The following is a 16,377-nucleotide window of genomic DNA, read 5'->3' on the forward strand; positions in this document are numbered from 1 at the left end:
TTCAAGATCCTTGCCGAACGTTATCGAAATAGAGGGAAAAGACTCGGTTTGAGATTCAATTTAATTGCTGGAATCTATAACTTGGAGCTGAGTAAAAAATGATTTATGAAAGAAGTCTACTATATAAAAGACTTTTTCCCATTTTAAAATTTCAAAATCCATTTCAAACCTTACAATTATTTTATTTTTTAACAACTTATCATACTTATTCTATCTTCCATAAAAATTCATACACAAAAAAAACCGCAGTTAAACGGTTTCTTCCAGTTTTACATGTTCCAAAATTCTCATTTTTTAGATAAGTCATCTCAACTTATCTCACCGAATCAAATCATTCCACCAAGCAATGACGTCATCATTTGACTTCTACCGTACCCGTTTTGACTGTACCTGCCCGCTTGTAGTACGTGTACACAACACCACTTGACGTGACCAGGCTATCGCTTAACGCAAAAGCCGCAGGAGTCAAACCTTCAGCAAATAAACGCTTGCCTGTACCCAGGATAATTGGAAATGTCATCAAACACAGTTGATCCACCAGATCATGTGTAAAAAGCGTCTGTGCCATATTGGCACTGCCATGAACCTTGATATCCCCGCCTTCTGAAGCCTTGAGCTTTTTCACTTCATCCACATTTTTCAAAAAAACAGAATTTTGCCAGTCCGAGTGATCCAGGCTATTCGACATCACATACTTGGTGACCTGATTGATTCCCGACCACATCTCGGCATGCCTTGGCCAGTAAGGCTCCCAAATCTTAAAAGTATTTTTTCCCAGCAGAATATCGGTGGAACGCATCCATTGTTGCATGATCCTGTCGAACACAGGGTCGGTATTTGCAAAATAAGGAGCAACCCAGCCTCCATATTTAAAATCGCCTGATGAATCTTCTTCTGGTCCGCCCGGTGCCTGCATCACACCATCTAAAGTGATAAATTCCTGAACAATGATTTTTCTCATATTATTCTTCTCGTATTTGGCCCTTTATTTTGTTTATTCTGTCGCCTGGTACTTATTTTTATTATTGCATTTATTTTAAACATACAAATTTCAGACACAAAAAAACCGCAATTAAGCGGTTTCTTCCAGTTTTACATCTGTCGATGTGTTCAAGTTGGTGCGCTCAGAGAGATTCGAACTCCCGACCCCTTAGTTCGTAGCCAAGTGCTCTATCCAGCTGAGCTATGAGCGCGTACTTGAGTTGCCTTTCAGCATTCGTTACATTTACGTTTAACTTGATTGGTGCGCTCAGAGAGATTCGAACTCCCGACCCCTTAGTTCGTAGCCAAGTGCTCTATCCAGCTGAGCTATGAGCGCATTTCAAGTTATTCGTGGCGGTGAGAGAGGGATTCGAACCCTCGGTGGGCTTTAAGACCCACGCTCCCTTAGCAGGGGAGTACCTTCAGCCACTCGGCCACCTCACCGTAACGAGCCGCCATAATACAAATTAAACTTCATTTCTTCAAGTCAGATTTCAAAAAATTCTGATATTTTTAATCAATCATCTATTTTTTAAACAATTTCCGACTTTGCTCTACCCTTTTCTGTCTGTTTTATGGCTGGTGACCGTGAAATATTCAACTTCACCCTAAAATTTGAACTGAAAAACACATTATTGCAATCATTTACGTGCAGTCTGTTGCAGCATGACTTATGCTAATCCTATCTTCTGACATGAAGCCAAAGACATTATGAAAAATTGGGTCGATCCTGAAGCGAAAGCCGAAGCTGAACGCTATGAAAATCCTATTCCCAGCCGTATTCTTATTTCTGAAACGATTGAAAAATTACAAGCACCACAATCACATGCAGATTTAGTGGAACATTTTGAAATTGCAGATCAAAAAAGTATTGATGCACTCAGCCATCGCCTGATCGCCATGGTTCGCGATGGCCAGTTGATGAAAGATGGCTACAAATTCCAGCTTGCAGCCAGCCAACCGACGCATGAAGCTACCGTGTATATCAATTCCAAAGGTCTGGGCAGTGCCTCAATTGCCGATCATGAAGACCTTTTACTGCCTGAACGCGAGCTGCGTCTGGTGTTTAATGGCGACCGCGTCAAGGTTCGTCAAACCTCGGTCGACCGCAAAGGTAAGCCTTGGGGTTTTATTACCGAAGTGGTGCAACATCGGGTGAAACAGATTATTGGTAAAGTGGCCATTCATGACGGCGAATACTTTATTCAGCCGGCCAATCCGAATGCCCATCAACCGATTACCCTGGAAAAAGAACTGATTGAACATGCCCAGGTCAAAGTGGGTGATTCAGTTCGCGTGGCGATTGATGATTATCCAACGCGTGAAGAACTAGCGACTGGTCATATCGTGCAATCGATGGCAGACAAGGCCGATACCGAAATCATTATTCCACAAACCATTTTAGAATTTGGTTTGCCTTATGAGTTCCCGGAAGAAGTGGTTCGCGATGCAGAACACTTTAAAGAACCGAATGAACAGGATCGTCAAGGCCGTATCGATTTACGTGATTTGGCCCTAGTCACCATTGACGGCGAAGATGCCCGCGACTTTGACGATGCTGTGTATGCGGAAAAACGCCCAGGTGGCGGTTACCGCGTGGTCGTAGCCATTGCTGACGTCAGCCATTATGTGCGTAACGACAAACCACTGGATGATGAAGCCAAAGAACGCGGCACTTCAGTCTATTTCCCGCATTTTGTCTTGCCAATGTTGCCGGAAGCACTTTCCAATGGCTTGTGCTCGTTGAATCCACATGTAGACCGACTATGTATGGTTTGTGATTTAAAACTGTCCCGTGCTGGTCGTGTCACAGGTTTTGAATTCTATCCTTCTGTAATGCATTCCAAAGCACGTCTCACCTATACTCAAGTGGCGCAGTATTTTGATGGTGACAGCAAAGCCGTTCCTGAAGATCGTGAGGTGCGTAAATCGCTGAACACCCTGTTCCAGCTATATCAGATCTTGAAAGGTTTACGTGCGCAGCGTCATGCCATGGAATTCGAAACAGTCGAAACCTACATGACCTTCGATGAGCTAGGTGGTATTAAAGAAATTCTGCCGCGTACACGTAACGAAGCACATAAACTGATTGAAGAATGTATGTTGCTGGCCAACGTCGCTGCTGCAGAATATGCCTTGGAAAATGACATTCCAATGTTATACCGTGTGCATGAGCCACCTGAATTTTCACGTATCCAGAAAGTACGTGAATATGTGAAATTGCTTGGCCTACCTTTCCCGGAACAACCAACGCAAAAAGATTATCAAGCGGTGATTGAAGCCACCAAAGACCGTATTGATGCACCAAGCATTCATGCCGTGTTGTTACGTTCGATGATGCAGGCCTATTACGGTGCAAGTAATGCCGGACATTTTGGTTTGGCCTATGAGGCCTATACGCATTTCACCTCTCCGATCCGCCGTTATCCGGACTTGTTATTGCACCGTGCCATCAAGGCACATTTAAAACAAAAGCCGTTCCTGCTTTCCGGTGCAGCTTTGGATGATGCCGGTGAACATTTCTCGCAAACCGAACGCCGTGCCGATGAAGCTTCCCGTTCCGTCACCACCTGGTTGAAATGTCACTATATGCAGCAGCATTTAGGTGAAGAGTTTGTCGGTGTGATCAGTGCCGTGGCTGAATTTGGCCTGTTCGTAACCTTAAAAGACCTCTATGTCGATGGCATGATCCACGTCAGCCAACTGGGCGATGACTATTTTGTCTATGACCAGCCAAGCCAAAGCTTAATCGGTCAGGCACGTGGTCAAACCTTTAGTCTGGGCGATGAAGTCAAGATTAAAGTCGCTGCTGTTAACTTAGAAGATCGCAAGATTGACTTTGAACTGTTGCAGCAACTGACGCATGCCGGCCGGGCGATTCGTAGCCGTGCCCCACGTGTGGCCAAGACCACCACAGAGGAAGTATTTAGCCCGCGTGCGAAAGCCGTGGTGAGTGAGGATGGTGAACAGCCGATTCGCAAGAAAAAGCCTAAAACCAAATCTGCTACACCAGCTAAAAAGTCAGATAAAAAATCTTCAGCCAAGGCAGATGCAAAAGCCAAAGACAAGCTGAAGAAAAAATCCAAGCCGAAAAAGAAAAAGTCGAATGCGAAAGCTAAGATAGACTAATTTTCTGATAAAAGCCCTACTTCGGTAGGGCTTTTTTTATTCAAAGCCCTGCTTACTCAGTATTTATTTACCAAAAGAACAATAAGCCTTGATTTCCCCCTCTCCAAGCCCTACATCTATTATTAAGTTTATAAAATGATATGGCGTATTAGAAATGACTTTAGAAAAGGCAACCTTGCCCGTTCCACAATTTGACCAGATTCAGCTGGCTGATTTAAAACAACAGATTGAACAAGCCATTCAACAAGGACAAAGTTTTTTAAAAGATTTAACCGCAGTTCCAGAAGATGCTCAGGCACAGCTGAATATTCTGGAACAGGTCGATACGCTGGAAAATAACATGAGTGAAGCTTGGGGTGTGCTGTCACATCTCAATGCCGTGATGAATAATGCGGAAACACGTGAGTTGTACCAATCTTTACTTCCGGCATTAAGCGAATACTACACTCAGCTAGGTCAACATACGGTGCTATATCAAACCTATCAGCACGTGCATGATGCACCTGTGTTTAATACACTGCCGGCAGCCCATCAAAGTGCCATTAAACTGGCCCTGCGTGACTTTAAACTGTCAGGTGTGGCTTTGGAAGGCGAAGCGAAAAAGCGTTATGCTGAAATTTCTTCCCGTTTGTCCCAGCTATCCTCTGACTTCTCCAATCATGTTTTAGATGCCACCCAAATCTATTTCAAGCCTCTAACCGAAGAACAACTGAAAGGCTTGCCGCAAAGCAGTATCGATTTACTCAAACAATATGGTCAGCAACGTGAACTTGATCAGCCGGTCGCGACTTTAGACATTCCGGCTTATCTGGCCATCATGACCTATGCCGATGACCGTGACTTACGTGAAGAATTATACAAAGCCTATACCACGCGTGCTTCCGACCTGTCTGAGCATCCTGAATTTGACAATACTCAGGTGATGGAAGAAATCTTAAGCCTGCGTCATGAAATGGCACAGTTATTAGGTTTCAACAACTATGCCGAGTTATCGCTGGCGAGCAAAATGGCACCCGATGTCGCAACTGTAGATAAATTTCTGGTTGATCTAGCTGAACATGCACGCACACCGGCAAGCAAAGAGATTGCCGAATTAAAAATCATTGCCATTCAGGATGGTATTCTGACTTTACAACCTTGGGATACCGGCTACTATTCTGAAAAGCTGAAACTGCAACAATTCAACTTATCGCAGGAATCGCTCAAACCTTACTTCCCTGCACCGAAAATCCTGCAAGGATTATTCAGTATTGTAAATCGTCTTTATGGCATCAATATCGTGGAACGTGAAGCGCCGGTTTGGCATTCCGATGCACGCTATTTTGAACTGGAAGATCAGGGCAAGGTAGTCGGTGGTTTTTATTTCGATCTCTATGCACGTAGTGGCAAACGCGGTGGTGCATGGATGAGCGGGTTCCGCTCACGCATGCAAACCCGACAAGGTCTGCAAAAACCGATTTGCTATATGGTCTGCAACTTCACCCCTGCAGTAGGCAATCAACCTGCCCTGCTCACCCATGATGAAGTGAATACCTTGTTCCATGAGTTTGGTCATGGTCTGCATCATATGCTGACCGAAGTCGACCATATTGCAGTTGCAGGTACCCACGGCGTAGATTGGGATGCCGTCGAGCTACCAAGCCAGTTCATGGAATTCTGGACTTGGGATCACGAAAGCCTGGATCTGCTTAGTGAACACATCGAAACCCAACAGCATTTGCCAGAAGATTTGCTTAAATCCTTGCTGGATGCACGTTTCTTCCAGTCCGGCATGCAAACCTTGCGTCAAATCGAATTTGCCTTGTTTGATCTTTCAATTCACAAGCACAGTTCCGCTTTAAATGCCGAACAGGTACAAGCAACGCTGGATGAAATTCGTCAAAAATATGCGGTTGCACCAACGGCAAGCTATAACCGTTTTCAACACAGCTTTAGCCATATTTTCGCCGGAGGCTATGCTGCGGGTTATTATTCCTATAAATGGGCCGAAGTTTTGGCCAGTGATGCCTTTGATCGTTTCGAAAAAGAAGGAATTTTTAATGTTCAGACCGGAAAAGAATTTCGCCAATTTATTCTAGCAGTTGGCGGAAAAGATACAGCACTTGATGCATTTATCAATTTCCGCGGACGCGAGCCAAAAATAGATGCGTTATTACGTCATCAAGGTTGGACGAACCCCTCTAAAAACGCTTAAACTAACTGTCTAAGATTGTTCAGAAGGTTAGGATGATGACTATCAAACGTCGTTTCATTGCAGGTGCTAAATGTCCAAAATGTGAAGCGCTAGATCGGGTTGTCATGCTAACTTCTGGCGACGATGAATGGATTGAATGTATCGAATGTGGCTATAGCGAAAATCGGCCAACGCATGTCGATGAGCCACAAATCCCGGAACTGCCGGATGAGATTGGTGTCATTCAGTTCAAACCACGTCAGCCTAAATAAAAACAGGTTCAATATGACATTAGATCAAAAAAATAGCCCAAAACTTTTATTGGGCATTACTGGGGGACTGGTTGCAATCATTGCGCTTTTTTTAGCCTATCAATGGTTTTTTGCAACTTCAAACGAAATACTGCCTGAACATGAAGGAGTCAGTTTAACTGTCCTCTCAAAATCAGCACCTGCCGCAGTAAAACCGGCGGAACCGGTGACTCAAGCCGATCAGACAACCATTCAACTGGTAGATGAAAAAATTCTGAAAGAAGCTGTTCCAGAAAATGAATCGCTCGCCAAAGAAGAAGTGGCTAAACTGGAAGATATCCAGAGCCAGTTAAACGAACAGGAAGCCATGCTGAAAGCCCAGCATGCCGATGCCGATGATCTAATTGCCCTGAAAGAAGAACAGATTAAATTACTCGAAGCTCAATTGGCTCAAAAACAATGATTTTATAGTTTAATATTCAGCTAAAATATCTGTACGTTTTTTAGCTGATTTTTTTCATGTCCCTACCGACTAGTAATCGGAATCTGTTTACAGCGCTTGCTTTACTGACCTGCTCTGCCTTTTTATTTTCCCTGATGGGCGTCTGTATTCGCTATGCTTCACATACCGTAGATAATCCCACCATTGTATTTTTTCGCAATTTTGTCGGTCTGTTTATTTTTCTGCCGCTTATTTTTAGTAAGGGGATTGGTTTTTTTAAAACGGAAAAAATCTGGATGCATACTTGGCGTGCCGTGATCGGACTGATTGCCATGTATGGCTTCTTTTATGCCATTGCCCATTTAAAACTGTCCAATGCCATGGTATTTACCTATTCCTCCCCTATTTTTATTCCACTGATTGCCTGGTTATTTCTGAAAGAAAAAATCACCTCATCCATGTTACTTGCGGCAGCGATTGGGCTAGCCGGTGTAATCTTTGTTGCCAAACCCGATGCCGGCATGTTTAACCAGATGTCGGTGATTGGACTAGGTGCCAGCTTCTTGGCTGCCATGGCCTTTGTCACTGTCCGGGCACTGACCAGTACCGAATCGCCAGAAAAAATCGTGTTTTATTTCTGCTTTATCGGCACCCTCATTTCCATGATTCCGATGTTCTGGCTATGGCATCCTTATAGCTGGACTGAATTAGGTTTCTTGATTGGCGCAGGTCTGCTGGCTAATATCAGTCAGATTTTTATGTCCAATGCCTATAAACTCACACCTGCCGGACAAATTGGCCCGGTGAATTATATTGCCATTATTTTTGCCGGGATCTGGGGCTTTATGTTCTGGCATGAAATACCCGATCATTATAGTTTAATGGGTTTCGGACTGATTCTGAGTGCCATTATCCTTTGTAGTCCCCTGGTGCAAAAACGTTCAGTCTAATCATTCGATCAGTTCTTCCTGTCACAAAAAAAGCACCCGAAGGTGCTTTTTTAGCATGATGAATTAATGATACCAACCGAACATTTTAAAAATATACGGTGCATAGGTCACAATCAATAAGGATGGGAACAGCACCATAATCGGCAATAACCAGCGCTCATAGCGGTAATAGAACTTGGTATATTTCACCTTTGCTTCCGCATCGGCAGCCCGAACCTCATCATCCCCCACCGACATTCGGGTCAGGAGATGATTCAGCGCGACTGGCGGAGATACATAGCCCAACTCAAATGCGACCAGTACAATCATCCAGAAATGGATTGGATGGATACCATTTTCATAAGCCACCGGTGCAATGGTTGCAGCCACTAGAATAACCGCACCAAATGGATCTGTCGTCATACCGACAATTGCCAGCAACAGTGCAATAAAGGCCAGTGAAATATAGATATTGCCCAAATGCGTTGGCAATAATTCAACCACTTCACTACGCTCAATCAGACCGCCTACACTTGCAGACAAGGCCATCAAGATAATCAGCGCACCAATATGTCCAACGGTTTCTGCCGAAGCAAACCACATTGAATGGGCAAAGCCACGTGATTTTTCTCCCCCATGCGGTGTATGTTCGCGCATAAAGGTCGACTGTTTTTCATGTTCTAAAGTTAAAGCGGCATGACGGTCTGGTGGTGTCACAAAACGATCCCCCCACCATTTATCAAACATGATATAAGCAATCAGAATAATTGGCAGAATCACCGGAGCAGTGAACTCATCCATTTGGGTATCTAGACCCAGGGTATACATTAAAATGACCACAATGGTAATCACGATATAAGGAATCACTGGCACAATCGCTTTCAGCATGCCCGGCACCGCCACTTTAGGCGAATTCACACGGAAACGCGTTTCTGCAAGGTAGAGTGATACCCCCAGGAAAATCAAAGCCGTCAACCAGAATACATAGATCCCGTGATCAAACAGTTCATCTGAAGTCACATGTCGGCTGTCGAGCATCGAAATCAGAATCACCAGCAAGCATGGACGAATCACCACCCCCAACGAGCCTGACATAGCTGAAACAGCCAAGGCATATTGACGGCGAGAACCCGAGTTCCATACTTCCTTATAAATAATCGCACCTGCTGCCACAACGAAAATCCCGGAAGCACCGGTATACGCCGTTGGAATCGCAGCAGCAATTAAAATTAGCCAGGTCAGGGTTTCAGGTGCCAGATTCCAGGGACGTAAAATACCGAGGAATAAATCCATCACCCGGGTTTGGGTCAATAGCATACCCGCCCAGATAAACAGGGCCAGGTTTAAGAAAATGCCAGAGAATTCCACCAGAATTCCGAGGTAAATCCCTTGCCCCATTGGATAATCCATGACAAAGGTAAACACAAGCCCGGTCACCAATGCCATGTAGGCATATAAAGGCACACTTAGTAAAGCCAGACCCAGATTGCCCTTACCTTCCTGTTTGGCCACAGGGGGGGTAAAGAGTTGTAACAGACTGATCAGGGTCAAGGTAATAAATAGGAAAATCCACAGCCAGTAAACGGTCAGTGTTTCATAAGTCGAAGTCACACCTGAATTGATAATGGAATGGTATTGACTGAGTACCGATGAAGTTAGCAGACCATTACCCAATGCCATAAACAGGGCATAAACCCGATAATCCAGCTTGGTGGTTGGCGCACGTAAGCCAATATGATGAAACTTCACTGAAGCGGTGATTGCAGCAACCACAACCATCAGTAATAAAATAATGACCCGGTTTTCTGTACCAAATTTAAAAATACCAAAGAATGAAGTTTCCAGAGTACGATAGCTTCTTATCGTTGGATGTTCATCCATATACTTAATGGCTTTGTCATAGAACTGATACTTTTCCTGGCACTGTTGCTGTCCTGCCAAGACTGAAGCCCGTACATCTGCTTCCGATGTGGTTCCGAAAATATCGGCAAACTCATCGTTGGCATTGGCTTTCATTTGCTTTTGTACTTGTGCATCAATATCCGGATGTAAATCACAGCTTGGCTTGGTGGGTTCTGCACGCAAAAAAGAATATTGCATACCAATGTCTTCATTGCCATACAAACGTTCACCGACACGTAATAGCTGACCATGAATCATCTCACCAGTACCAATGATGAGTGTGAGCAAAAGTAGTAAGAGAATGACAAAAGTCGAGATCCACTCTGTCCATATATAACGTAACAGACCTAATCCTGATCTGTTATTTTCATCATTTTGCATGTGCATTCCTATTTTTTATTTTGGTCATTGCCACAGCTTCAGCAATGCCAACTTTACTTTTTATGAATAGAAAATACCCTTTCTCTATTCAATCTCTTTATTCTTATGAACAAATTTGCATTAACTCGATATCAATGAAAATGACAATATGTATTTTCTTTTCTGTTTTAAATGTCAATCTCACCACTATTCAACGAAATATTCCCATAAAACATAGGCTAAGGCGATTCCCACCCCCCCAATAACGCCTAATAAATGCGCTTCGACCAAGACTGGACTACCAATGAGTTCTGCTGTGCTGACACTGCCCACGGTATTTTCCCAAAACAGTTTCCCTAGAATCAGGCACAATACCAAGGCAGCAAAATTGCGTTCTTTCCTGTACAGCAGATGCACACAGGCAACGGTGACATAAGCCCCATGTAAAACCCCAGACAAGCCCGCATAAGCTTCTATATCGGGAAAGAAATAATAAAAACACAGGCTGATAAATGGCGGAAGCAATAAAAGTAAAGCAATGAAATGCCAGATTTTGACGCGTGGGAAAATGAAAGGTAAGCAGGCAAAAGCCAGCATATTAAGCAGATAATGGATCCATCCCACATGCACCCAATGTGCAGTCCATAAACGCCAGAATTCTTTAAATAATCCGGCTTGCCAATAGATAAATGAATCTGCAAAAACTTGAAGGCATGCCGAAAAAGACATTACAAATGCAATAAAAATAATTTTTTGCATCAGGAACTGGTCTTTCATTGGCATGCTCCTAGCTTAGAAATGATGGATTAAAAATAAAACATCATTCCAGCCAATCTTTTTCTTGTATCCTCTTTCATCCTATCCAATTTAAGAGGATGCTGCACTCTCATTTTCAGTAAATAAATCATCCAGTTCTGAGGAATTATCTTGATCATCCCAGAAACGTTGCATGCCATCATCACTCGAACGGATTCCGGTATGTTCAGTCCAGTAACGGTCTGAAATACCCTGCACCATATTTTGCGCCATGCTGTCTACAAGTCTGAATTTGGGATTAACCGGTTTTTCTTCAGAGCGGGCAGTAGCAAATGCTTTCAGTGCATCGCGAATCTTGGCATCATCACCACTGGCTTGAGCTGCGACTGCATACAGGGCATGTGACAGGCGTACGCCTTTTTGTTCACCCAGTTGTACCGACTGTTTTAAAGTCTGATAAGGATCGGGCTTACCATCACCTGCACCAGGCAATAAGGTCCAGATGACTGCACGTGCCGCTTCTGGCGCACCCCAGAATTTGGCATTATCCAGACACACCATCCCGCGTTCCACCACTGCAGCAATATCTTTCGGTACATTGACTGCACCGCCAGAATTAATGTCATTGGTCATGGCCTGTAAACCACTGATCATCCCCATTAAATACACGGTTTGATCGAGGTCACTTTTCATTTTTGGGCATCCATCACCCAAGGCCTTATTATATTTTGCTTCCCAACGCTTTTCTAAAAGCTGGTAGCCTGCATACTGACGCTGTGCAGCAATTGCAGCCCAGCGTTTTTGCTGGATACGGGCATCTTGTGCTTCTGAAACCCGTCCTGCTTTAGAGGCGCGTAAATAATCCAATTCTGCTTCCAGAGCCTGATTTTCGGCACAAATTCCTGATGAAGCATATAAAAGTACAGCAATACGGGTTGGATCTGCCCCCATATCTTTGGTTGACATAATGGCTGGTGTTAAAGCATTGCCTGAATTACACGCCATATCTGCATCATCCATGGCCAAGATAGGCGGTACAATATGTTTCTCACTAAAACCTAGAGCAATATTTGCCCCTGATTTAACCACTTGAGAACAACCTGATAATAAAGAACTTGTAATGATGACAACTGCCATACCCTGGCATATTTTTTGGACTTGCGACATTTTCCTGTCCTCTATAATTGTGTTTATGTCCATAGCAACTAAACATATCAGATGCGAAATCTGAATAAAAGAGTATTTACTCTAATTCGGTTTGATACTTTGCCATGAAATGACGTACGGAAAATTGACTGTATTCCATCAAGTTAAAAATTTTGGGCAAAAAAAAGTAGCATTGCGACGGTTCGGCACATGCTACTTATCAAGGGGTCAAAGCCTGGTGGCTTTAATGTTGTGCAAATCGATCCTTCAGCACTGTTCCCAGTCGTCCAATAACAATTGCCAAGACAATTGCTACCATCAGAAACATCCAAGTTGGAATCACCATAATGATTTCCTCATTTGCTGTTGGTGTTTTTAATTTACATTTTGCTTAATTAATTTCGCTGGAAAATTGTCTGACAATTGAAATATTTGTTATTTTTCTCATAAAACTGTCTTACAAAAAGCAAATTCTTACAATTATATTGTTTATTATCAATATTTTAATTAAAATAAATTCTATACCACTGTCTAACAATCAGGTCAATTTAGCCAGCTTTTTCAGTGCTTTCCATTGCTGAAAAGGTAACTGATCAACCCAGATCAATAGCGGCTTTTCATGAAAATGCTGAAAATACACCACAATATAAAGCTGATGATCAATTAAATGACTAATCGAAACACGTTTAACCTGATGCGATTTTAAATGGGACAATGACCATTCACGTGCATGCAAATGTTCAAAACATATCGGTTGAGGTACTTTCAAGCCATAGGCATAGGTCAGCACACCCAACAAGATACACAGCAACCATAGCCATGCCGGCAAGAGTTGCTGCAAAAGAACAATGAGTAAAGTAAAAACAGTCAGCTGAAATACAAATGCCAAACGGCTGCGTTTCAACTGAAAACTACGATTAGCCATGGACGTAATGTTTCAACTTAACAATCAAGGCTCTCATTTCCGGACGTGGTGGTTCAGAGACTTCCATAAACCAATCTAGCAGGTCTGGGTCTTCTTGCGCGACCAACTCCGCGAACACTTCTTTTTCTGCTGCATCTGCCTGTAGATAATAATTTTTTACATAGGGGTCAAAATAAACATCAATCTCTTTTAAACCGCGACGAGCACGATAAATGACTTTACGTTCTTCCAAGCTGATTTCTTCGCTCATAGCTAGCTCCCCAACAATGTGAAATTTTTTGCTAGTTTACCCTATCCATCCCCTCTATTTCGACTCATTTTCCTGAATTGACCAAATTCATCATTGTAACGCTAGATTTGAGCATTCATCTCATTGTCACTGCTTCAGCAATCTTCTAATTTTTATCGAACAACACATTTGTAGATGGACACAATAATAATGCAATCAGCTGCGATTCGACCTTTAGCCAATATGTTACCCCGTCATTTGTTTAATGCCGAGCATGAAGCTTTCCGTGAAACTGTACGCAAATTTTATGAAAAGGAAGTCGTACCAAATACTGCCAAATATGAACAGCAGCAGCATGTCGACCGAGATTTATGGAACAAGGCCGGTGCAATGGGCTTACTCTGTGCCACCATGCCAGAACAATACGGAGGTTCGGGGGTAGATCGTCTTTACAGCATGATCCTGATTGAAGAACAGGCTTATGCCATGGATTCATCCACAGGCTTTTCGCTACATTCGGATATTGTGGCCAATTACATCTTCAATTTTGGCAATGAACAACAGAAGCAGCAATGGTTACCGAAAATGGCTAGCGGTGAAGTCGTTACCGCCATTGCCATGACCGAACCTGGAACTGGATCTGACCTGCAAGCTGTACACACCAGCGCAATACTGGATGGCGATGATTATGTCATCAATGGTTCCAAAATCTTTATCACCAATGGTTACCTGTGCGACATGGCGATTGTAGTCTGCAAAACCGGTAGCAGCGATAAAGGCTCAGCCAATCTGTCCTTAATCATGGTTGAGGCGGATCGTGCCGGTTTCAGCAAGGGCAAACCTTTAAATAAAATCGGCATGAAAGGACAAGATACCTGTGAATTGTTCTTTGATAATGTTCGCGTGCCGAAAGAAAACCTTTTAGGGATGGAAGGTATGGGCTTCATGATGCTAATGAAAGAACTGGCCTGGGAGCGCATGCTGGTCGCCATCATTTGTCAGGCGGGTGCCGAAGCTGCTTTTGCACATACCGTGCAATATACCAAACAGCGTCAAGCCTTTGGTAAGCCGATCAGTGCTTTTCAAAATACCCGCTTTAAGCTGGCTGAATTACGTACCGAAATCGATTTTTGTCGTGCGTATTTAGACCGTTGTATGGAATTACAGCTTGAAGAAAAACTAGGGATTGATGCAGCTGCAGCAGCAAAATACAAAATTTCCGAAATGTTTTCCAAAGTTGTGGATGAATGCCTGCAACTGCATGGTGGTTATGGCTACATGATGGAATACCCGATTGCACGTGCCTATGTCGATAACCGTGCCAATCGCATTTATGCCGGCACCAATGAAATTATGAAAGAATTGATTTCACGTTCACTATAATCAATATTTATTTTTATGCAGACTTAATTCTTGTTGGTCCCTCTTATAGTTTTTTCATCAGAATAAAAACTGACAACCTCTACTTATGGTTCAATATCCATAAAAAAAGGAGCATACATGCTCCTTTTTCAAAAAATAATGATAGTCGATTATGAGACTAAACGCGGGGTCACGCTTTTATTGTCTTTTTGCTCACGTTTATGAAATTTAAGCACAGCATCATCAAAGCGTGCATGCTTTAACTGTTTACGGTCAGCCAGATAATTATTGGATACACTCCAAGGTGCATGCTTGCCCTGTTTCGGCATGACATCAGCCGCACGAGCAATATAACCCGAAGTCAGACTGCCCATCACCGTATCTTCCATCAGCTCGGTCGCATCGCCTTGTGGGATCACTTCATCATAGCCATTTTTGTCCATATAATTGATCATACGACAGATATAATCTGCTGCAATATCGACTTTCAGCGTCCAGGAGGCATTGATATAGCCAATAATCATCGCCATGTTCGGCACATCACTCACCATGATGCCCTGATACAGCATATGTTTAGAAGTATTCATTGGCTTGCCATCAATCATGGCCTGAATTCCACCTAAAATTTGAATATTCAATCCGGTTGCAGAAACGATAATATCCGCATCCAAATGTTTACCTGACTTTAACTGAATACCCGTTTCAGTAAATTTTTCAATTTGATCCGTTTCAACTGAAGCACGGCCTTCACGCAGAATCTTAAACAGGTCACCATCCGGTACCACACACAGACGCTGATCCCAAGGCTCATAGTTTGGAGTAAAATGCTTCATATCCACTTTACCCTTGAGCTGGAATTTCACCGCATTCAGCAAAAGCTTCTTGAGCAGTTTCGGCTGTTTCTGTGCCAAGGCATAAATACCGCGTTGCATACCAATATTACGTGCACGCGTTAATTTATAGGCCAGATCTTCCGGTAATACTTTACGCATTTTGTCGTAAACCACATCAATAGATGGAACCGAAGCGATATAAGTTGGAGAGCGCTGCAACATGGTGACATGTCCCGCCCCACCTTTCGCCATTGCAGGAACCAAAGTAATCGCGGTTGCTCCACTACCAATAATCACGACCTTTTTACCAGAATAATCTAACTGCTCAGGCCAGTGTTGCGGATGAATAAAAACACCCTTGAACGCAGATTGATTTGGAAATTCAGGCTGAAACCCTTGATCATAATTATAGTAACCCGTACAACCTAGAACAAAATTTGCCACCCAGGTTTGCTTTTTCTTGGCTGCATCTTCAATTTCAACCACCCATTTTTTAGCGGCCGAATCATAATTTGCAGCTAAAACCCGATGCTGAAAATGGATTTTACTTTTAAGCTGATACTCATCAATCACTTCAGCCAAATAATTCTTGATGGATGGACCATCAGCCAAGACGCTGTCTTTTTGCCAAGGCTTAAAATTGAAACCAAAGGTCGACATATCGGAATCGGAACGAATACCCGGATACTTGAATAAATCCCAAGTTCCACCAAAACTTTCACGACGCTCAATAATTTCAAACTGGCGTTGTGGGCAATTCTTTAAAAGATGTGCAGCCAACCCAATACCGGAGATACCAGCACCAACAATCAAGATATCAATATGTTTTTCCATGTTCTTTTTATAACCTGCTTAAACTTTATTTTATTAAACCACAAAGTTGACAATATGCAATGTCAAGTTTTCTTAAATCTGATAAAAAGTATGTTAGTTCAGGACAAATGTTTATATTGTATAAC

General features: G+C 43.0%; 13 protein-coding genes, 3 tRNA genes and 1 pseudogene. 7 read left to right on the plus strand and 10 right to left on the minus strand.

Features of this window, described 5'->3' with window-relative positions:
* A pseudogene (locus ACE01R_RS09490) lies at nt 1-102 on the plus strand (IS5/IS1182 family transposase); the annotation flags it as partial.
* Between the two features lie 253 nt (nt 103-355).
* Here the strand turns inward: ACE01R_RS09490 and ACE01R_RS09495 are convergent.
* From ACE01R_RS09495 to ACE01R_RS09510, 4 genes are all read right to left on the minus strand, one after another.
* The gene (locus ACE01R_RS09495; RefSeq protein WP_395550793.1) at nt 356-961 is read right to left on the minus strand and encodes a dihydrofolate reductase family protein; all 606 of its coding nucleotides are present in this window, start codon (nt 959-961) and stop codon (nt 356-358) included.
* 155 nt (nt 962-1,116) lie between these two features.
* Nucleotides 1,117-1,193 (minus strand) — tRNA-Arg (locus ACE01R_RS09500).
* A 48-nt stretch (nt 1,194-1,241) separates the two neighbouring features.
* Nucleotides 1,242-1,318: transfer RNA gene (locus ACE01R_RS09505), tRNA-Arg, on the minus strand.
* 15 nt (nt 1,319-1,333) lie between these two features.
* Nucleotides 1,334-1,425, minus strand: a tRNA-Ser gene (locus ACE01R_RS09510).
* A gap of 264 nt (nt 1,426-1,689) precedes the next feature.
* On the opposite strand from ACE01R_RS09510, the gene rnr reads away from it, so the two are divergent.
* From rnr to ACE01R_RS09535, 5 genes are all read left to right on the plus strand, one after another.
* Nucleotides 1,690-4,110, plus strand: coding sequence for a ribonuclease R (gene rnr / locus ACE01R_RS09515; RefSeq protein ID WP_395550906.1), 2,421 nt, complete (start codon nt 1,690-1,692; stop codon nt 4,108-4,110).
* 154 nt (nt 4,111-4,264) lie between these two features.
* Entirely contained in the window at nt 4,265-6,304 is a 2,040-nt protein-coding gene (locus ACE01R_RS09520; protein WP_395550795.1) for a M3 family metallopeptidase, read from the plus strand.
* Between the two features lie 41 nt (nt 6,305-6,345).
* Entirely contained in the window at nt 6,346-6,555 is a 210-nt protein-coding gene (locus tag ACE01R_RS09525; RefSeq protein WP_395550908.1) for a YheV family putative zinc ribbon protein, read from the plus strand.
* A gap of 13 nt (nt 6,556-6,568) precedes the next feature.
* Nucleotides 6,569-6,997: a hypothetical protein gene (locus ACE01R_RS09530; RefSeq protein WP_395550796.1), complete on the plus strand. Its 429-nt coding sequence runs from the start codon at nt 6,569-6,571 to the stop codon at nt 6,995-6,997.
* Nucleotides 6,998-7,053: 56 nt separating this feature from the next.
* On the plus strand, nt 7,054-7,926 hold the full coding sequence (locus ACE01R_RS09535) for a DMT family transporter (protein ID WP_395550797.1): 873 nt from the start codon (nt 7,054-7,056) through the stop codon (nt 7,924-7,926).
* Between the two features lie 63 nt (nt 7,927-7,989).
* Here ACE01R_RS09535 and ACE01R_RS09540 read toward each other — a convergent pair whose 3' ends face one another.
* The 5 genes from ACE01R_RS09540 to ACE01R_RS09560 all read right to left on the minus strand — a co-directional run bounded on the left by ACE01R_RS09540 (nt 7,990) and on the right by ACE01R_RS09560 (nt 13,244).
* A complete protein-coding gene (locus ACE01R_RS09540; RefSeq protein ID WP_395550798.1) occupies nt 7,990-10,188 on the minus strand; it encodes a TRAP transporter large permease subunit in 2,199 nt (732 codons plus the stop codon).
* 186 nt (nt 10,189-10,374) lie between these two features.
* Complete coding sequence (gene rrtA / locus ACE01R_RS09545; RefSeq protein WP_395550799.1) at nt 10,375-10,944, minus strand: rhombosortase; 570 nt, start codon at nt 10,942-10,944, stop codon at nt 10,375-10,377.
* 90 nt (nt 10,945-11,034) lie between these two features.
* Nucleotides 11,035-12,090: a hypothetical protein gene (locus tag ACE01R_RS09550; RefSeq protein ID WP_395550800.1), complete on the minus strand. Its 1,056-nt coding sequence runs from the start codon at nt 12,088-12,090 to the stop codon at nt 11,035-11,037.
* A 517-nt stretch (nt 12,091-12,607) separates the two neighbouring features.
* Nucleotides 12,608-12,994: a hypothetical protein gene (locus ACE01R_RS09555; RefSeq protein ID WP_395550801.1), complete on the minus strand. Its 387-nt coding sequence runs from the start codon at nt 12,992-12,994 to the stop codon at nt 12,608-12,610.
* Nucleotides 12,987-13,244 carry a succinate dehydrogenase assembly factor 2 gene (locus ACE01R_RS09560; RefSeq protein WP_395550802.1) on the minus strand — a complete coding sequence of 86 codons (258 nt, stop codon included), beginning with the start codon at nt 13,242-13,244 and terminating at the stop codon, nt 12,987-12,989. The genes ACE01R_RS09555 and ACE01R_RS09560 overlap by 8 nt, the downstream gene beginning before the upstream one ends.
* 189 nt (nt 13,245-13,433) lie before the next feature.
* Here ACE01R_RS09560 and ACE01R_RS09565 point away from each other — a divergent pair, with 189 nt between their 5' ends.
* The gene (locus ACE01R_RS09565) at nt 13,434-14,606 is read left to right on the plus strand and encodes an acyl-CoA dehydrogenase family protein (protein ID WP_395550803.1); all 1,173 of its coding nucleotides are present in this window, start codon (nt 13,434-13,436) and stop codon (nt 14,604-14,606) included.
* A gap of 149 nt (nt 14,607-14,755) precedes the next feature.
* On the opposite strand, the gene ACE01R_RS09570 is transcribed toward ACE01R_RS09565, so the two are convergent.
* Complete coding sequence (locus ACE01R_RS09570; RefSeq protein WP_395550804.1) at nt 14,756-16,252, minus strand: flavin-containing monooxygenase; 1,497 nt, start codon at nt 16,250-16,252, stop codon at nt 14,756-14,758.
* Nucleotides 16,253-16,377: the final 125 nt, after the last annotated feature.

Source organism: Acinetobacter sp. BSP-28 (assembly GCF_044130285.1).
In the GTDB taxonomy this organism is placed as follows: Bacteria; Pseudomonadota; Gammaproteobacteria; order Pseudomonadales; family Moraxellaceae; genus Acinetobacter.

Bases quoted from the DNA above. Each gene is read 5' to 3' on its own strand.
- ACE01R_RS09495 (WP_395550793.1), bottom strand. From the start codon at position 961: ATGAGAAAAATCATTGTTCAGGAATTTATCACTTTAGATGGTGTGATG.
- ACE01R_RS09520 (WP_395550795.1), top strand. From the start codon at position 4,265: ATGACTTTAGAAAAGGCAACCTTGCCCGTTCCACAATTTGACCAGATT.
- ACE01R_RS09530 (WP_395550796.1), top strand. From the start codon at position 6,569: ATGACATTAGATCAAAAAAATAGCCCAAAACTTTTATTGGGCATTACT.
- ACE01R_RS09535 (WP_395550797.1), top strand. From the start codon at position 7,054: ATGTCCCTACCGACTAGTAATCGGAATCTGTTTACAGCGCTTGCTTTA.
- ACE01R_RS09540 (WP_395550798.1), bottom strand. From the start codon at position 10,188: ATGCAAAATGATGAAAATAACAGATCAGGATTAGGTCTGTTACGTTAT.
- rrtA (WP_395550799.1), bottom strand. From the start codon at position 10,944: ATGAAAGACCAGTTCCTGATGCAAAAAATTATTTTTATTGCATTTGTA.
- ACE01R_RS09550 (WP_395550800.1), bottom strand. From the start codon at position 12,090: ATGTCGCAAGTCCAAAAAATATGCCAGGGTATGGCAGTTGTCATCATT.
- ACE01R_RS09555 (WP_395550801.1), bottom strand. From the start codon at position 12,994: ATGGCTAATCGTAGTTTTCAGTTGAAACGCAGCCGTTTGGCATTTGTA.
- ACE01R_RS09560 (WP_395550802.1), bottom strand. From the start codon at position 13,244: ATGAGCGAAGAAATCAGCTTGGAAGAACGTAAAGTCATTTATCGTGCT.
- ACE01R_RS09565 (WP_395550803.1), top strand. From the start codon at position 13,434: ATGCAATCAGCTGCGATTCGACCTTTAGCCAATATGTTACCCCGTCAT.
- ACE01R_RS09570 (WP_395550804.1), bottom strand. From the start codon at position 16,252: ATGGAAAAACATATTGATATCTTGATTGTTGGTGCTGGTATCTCCGGT.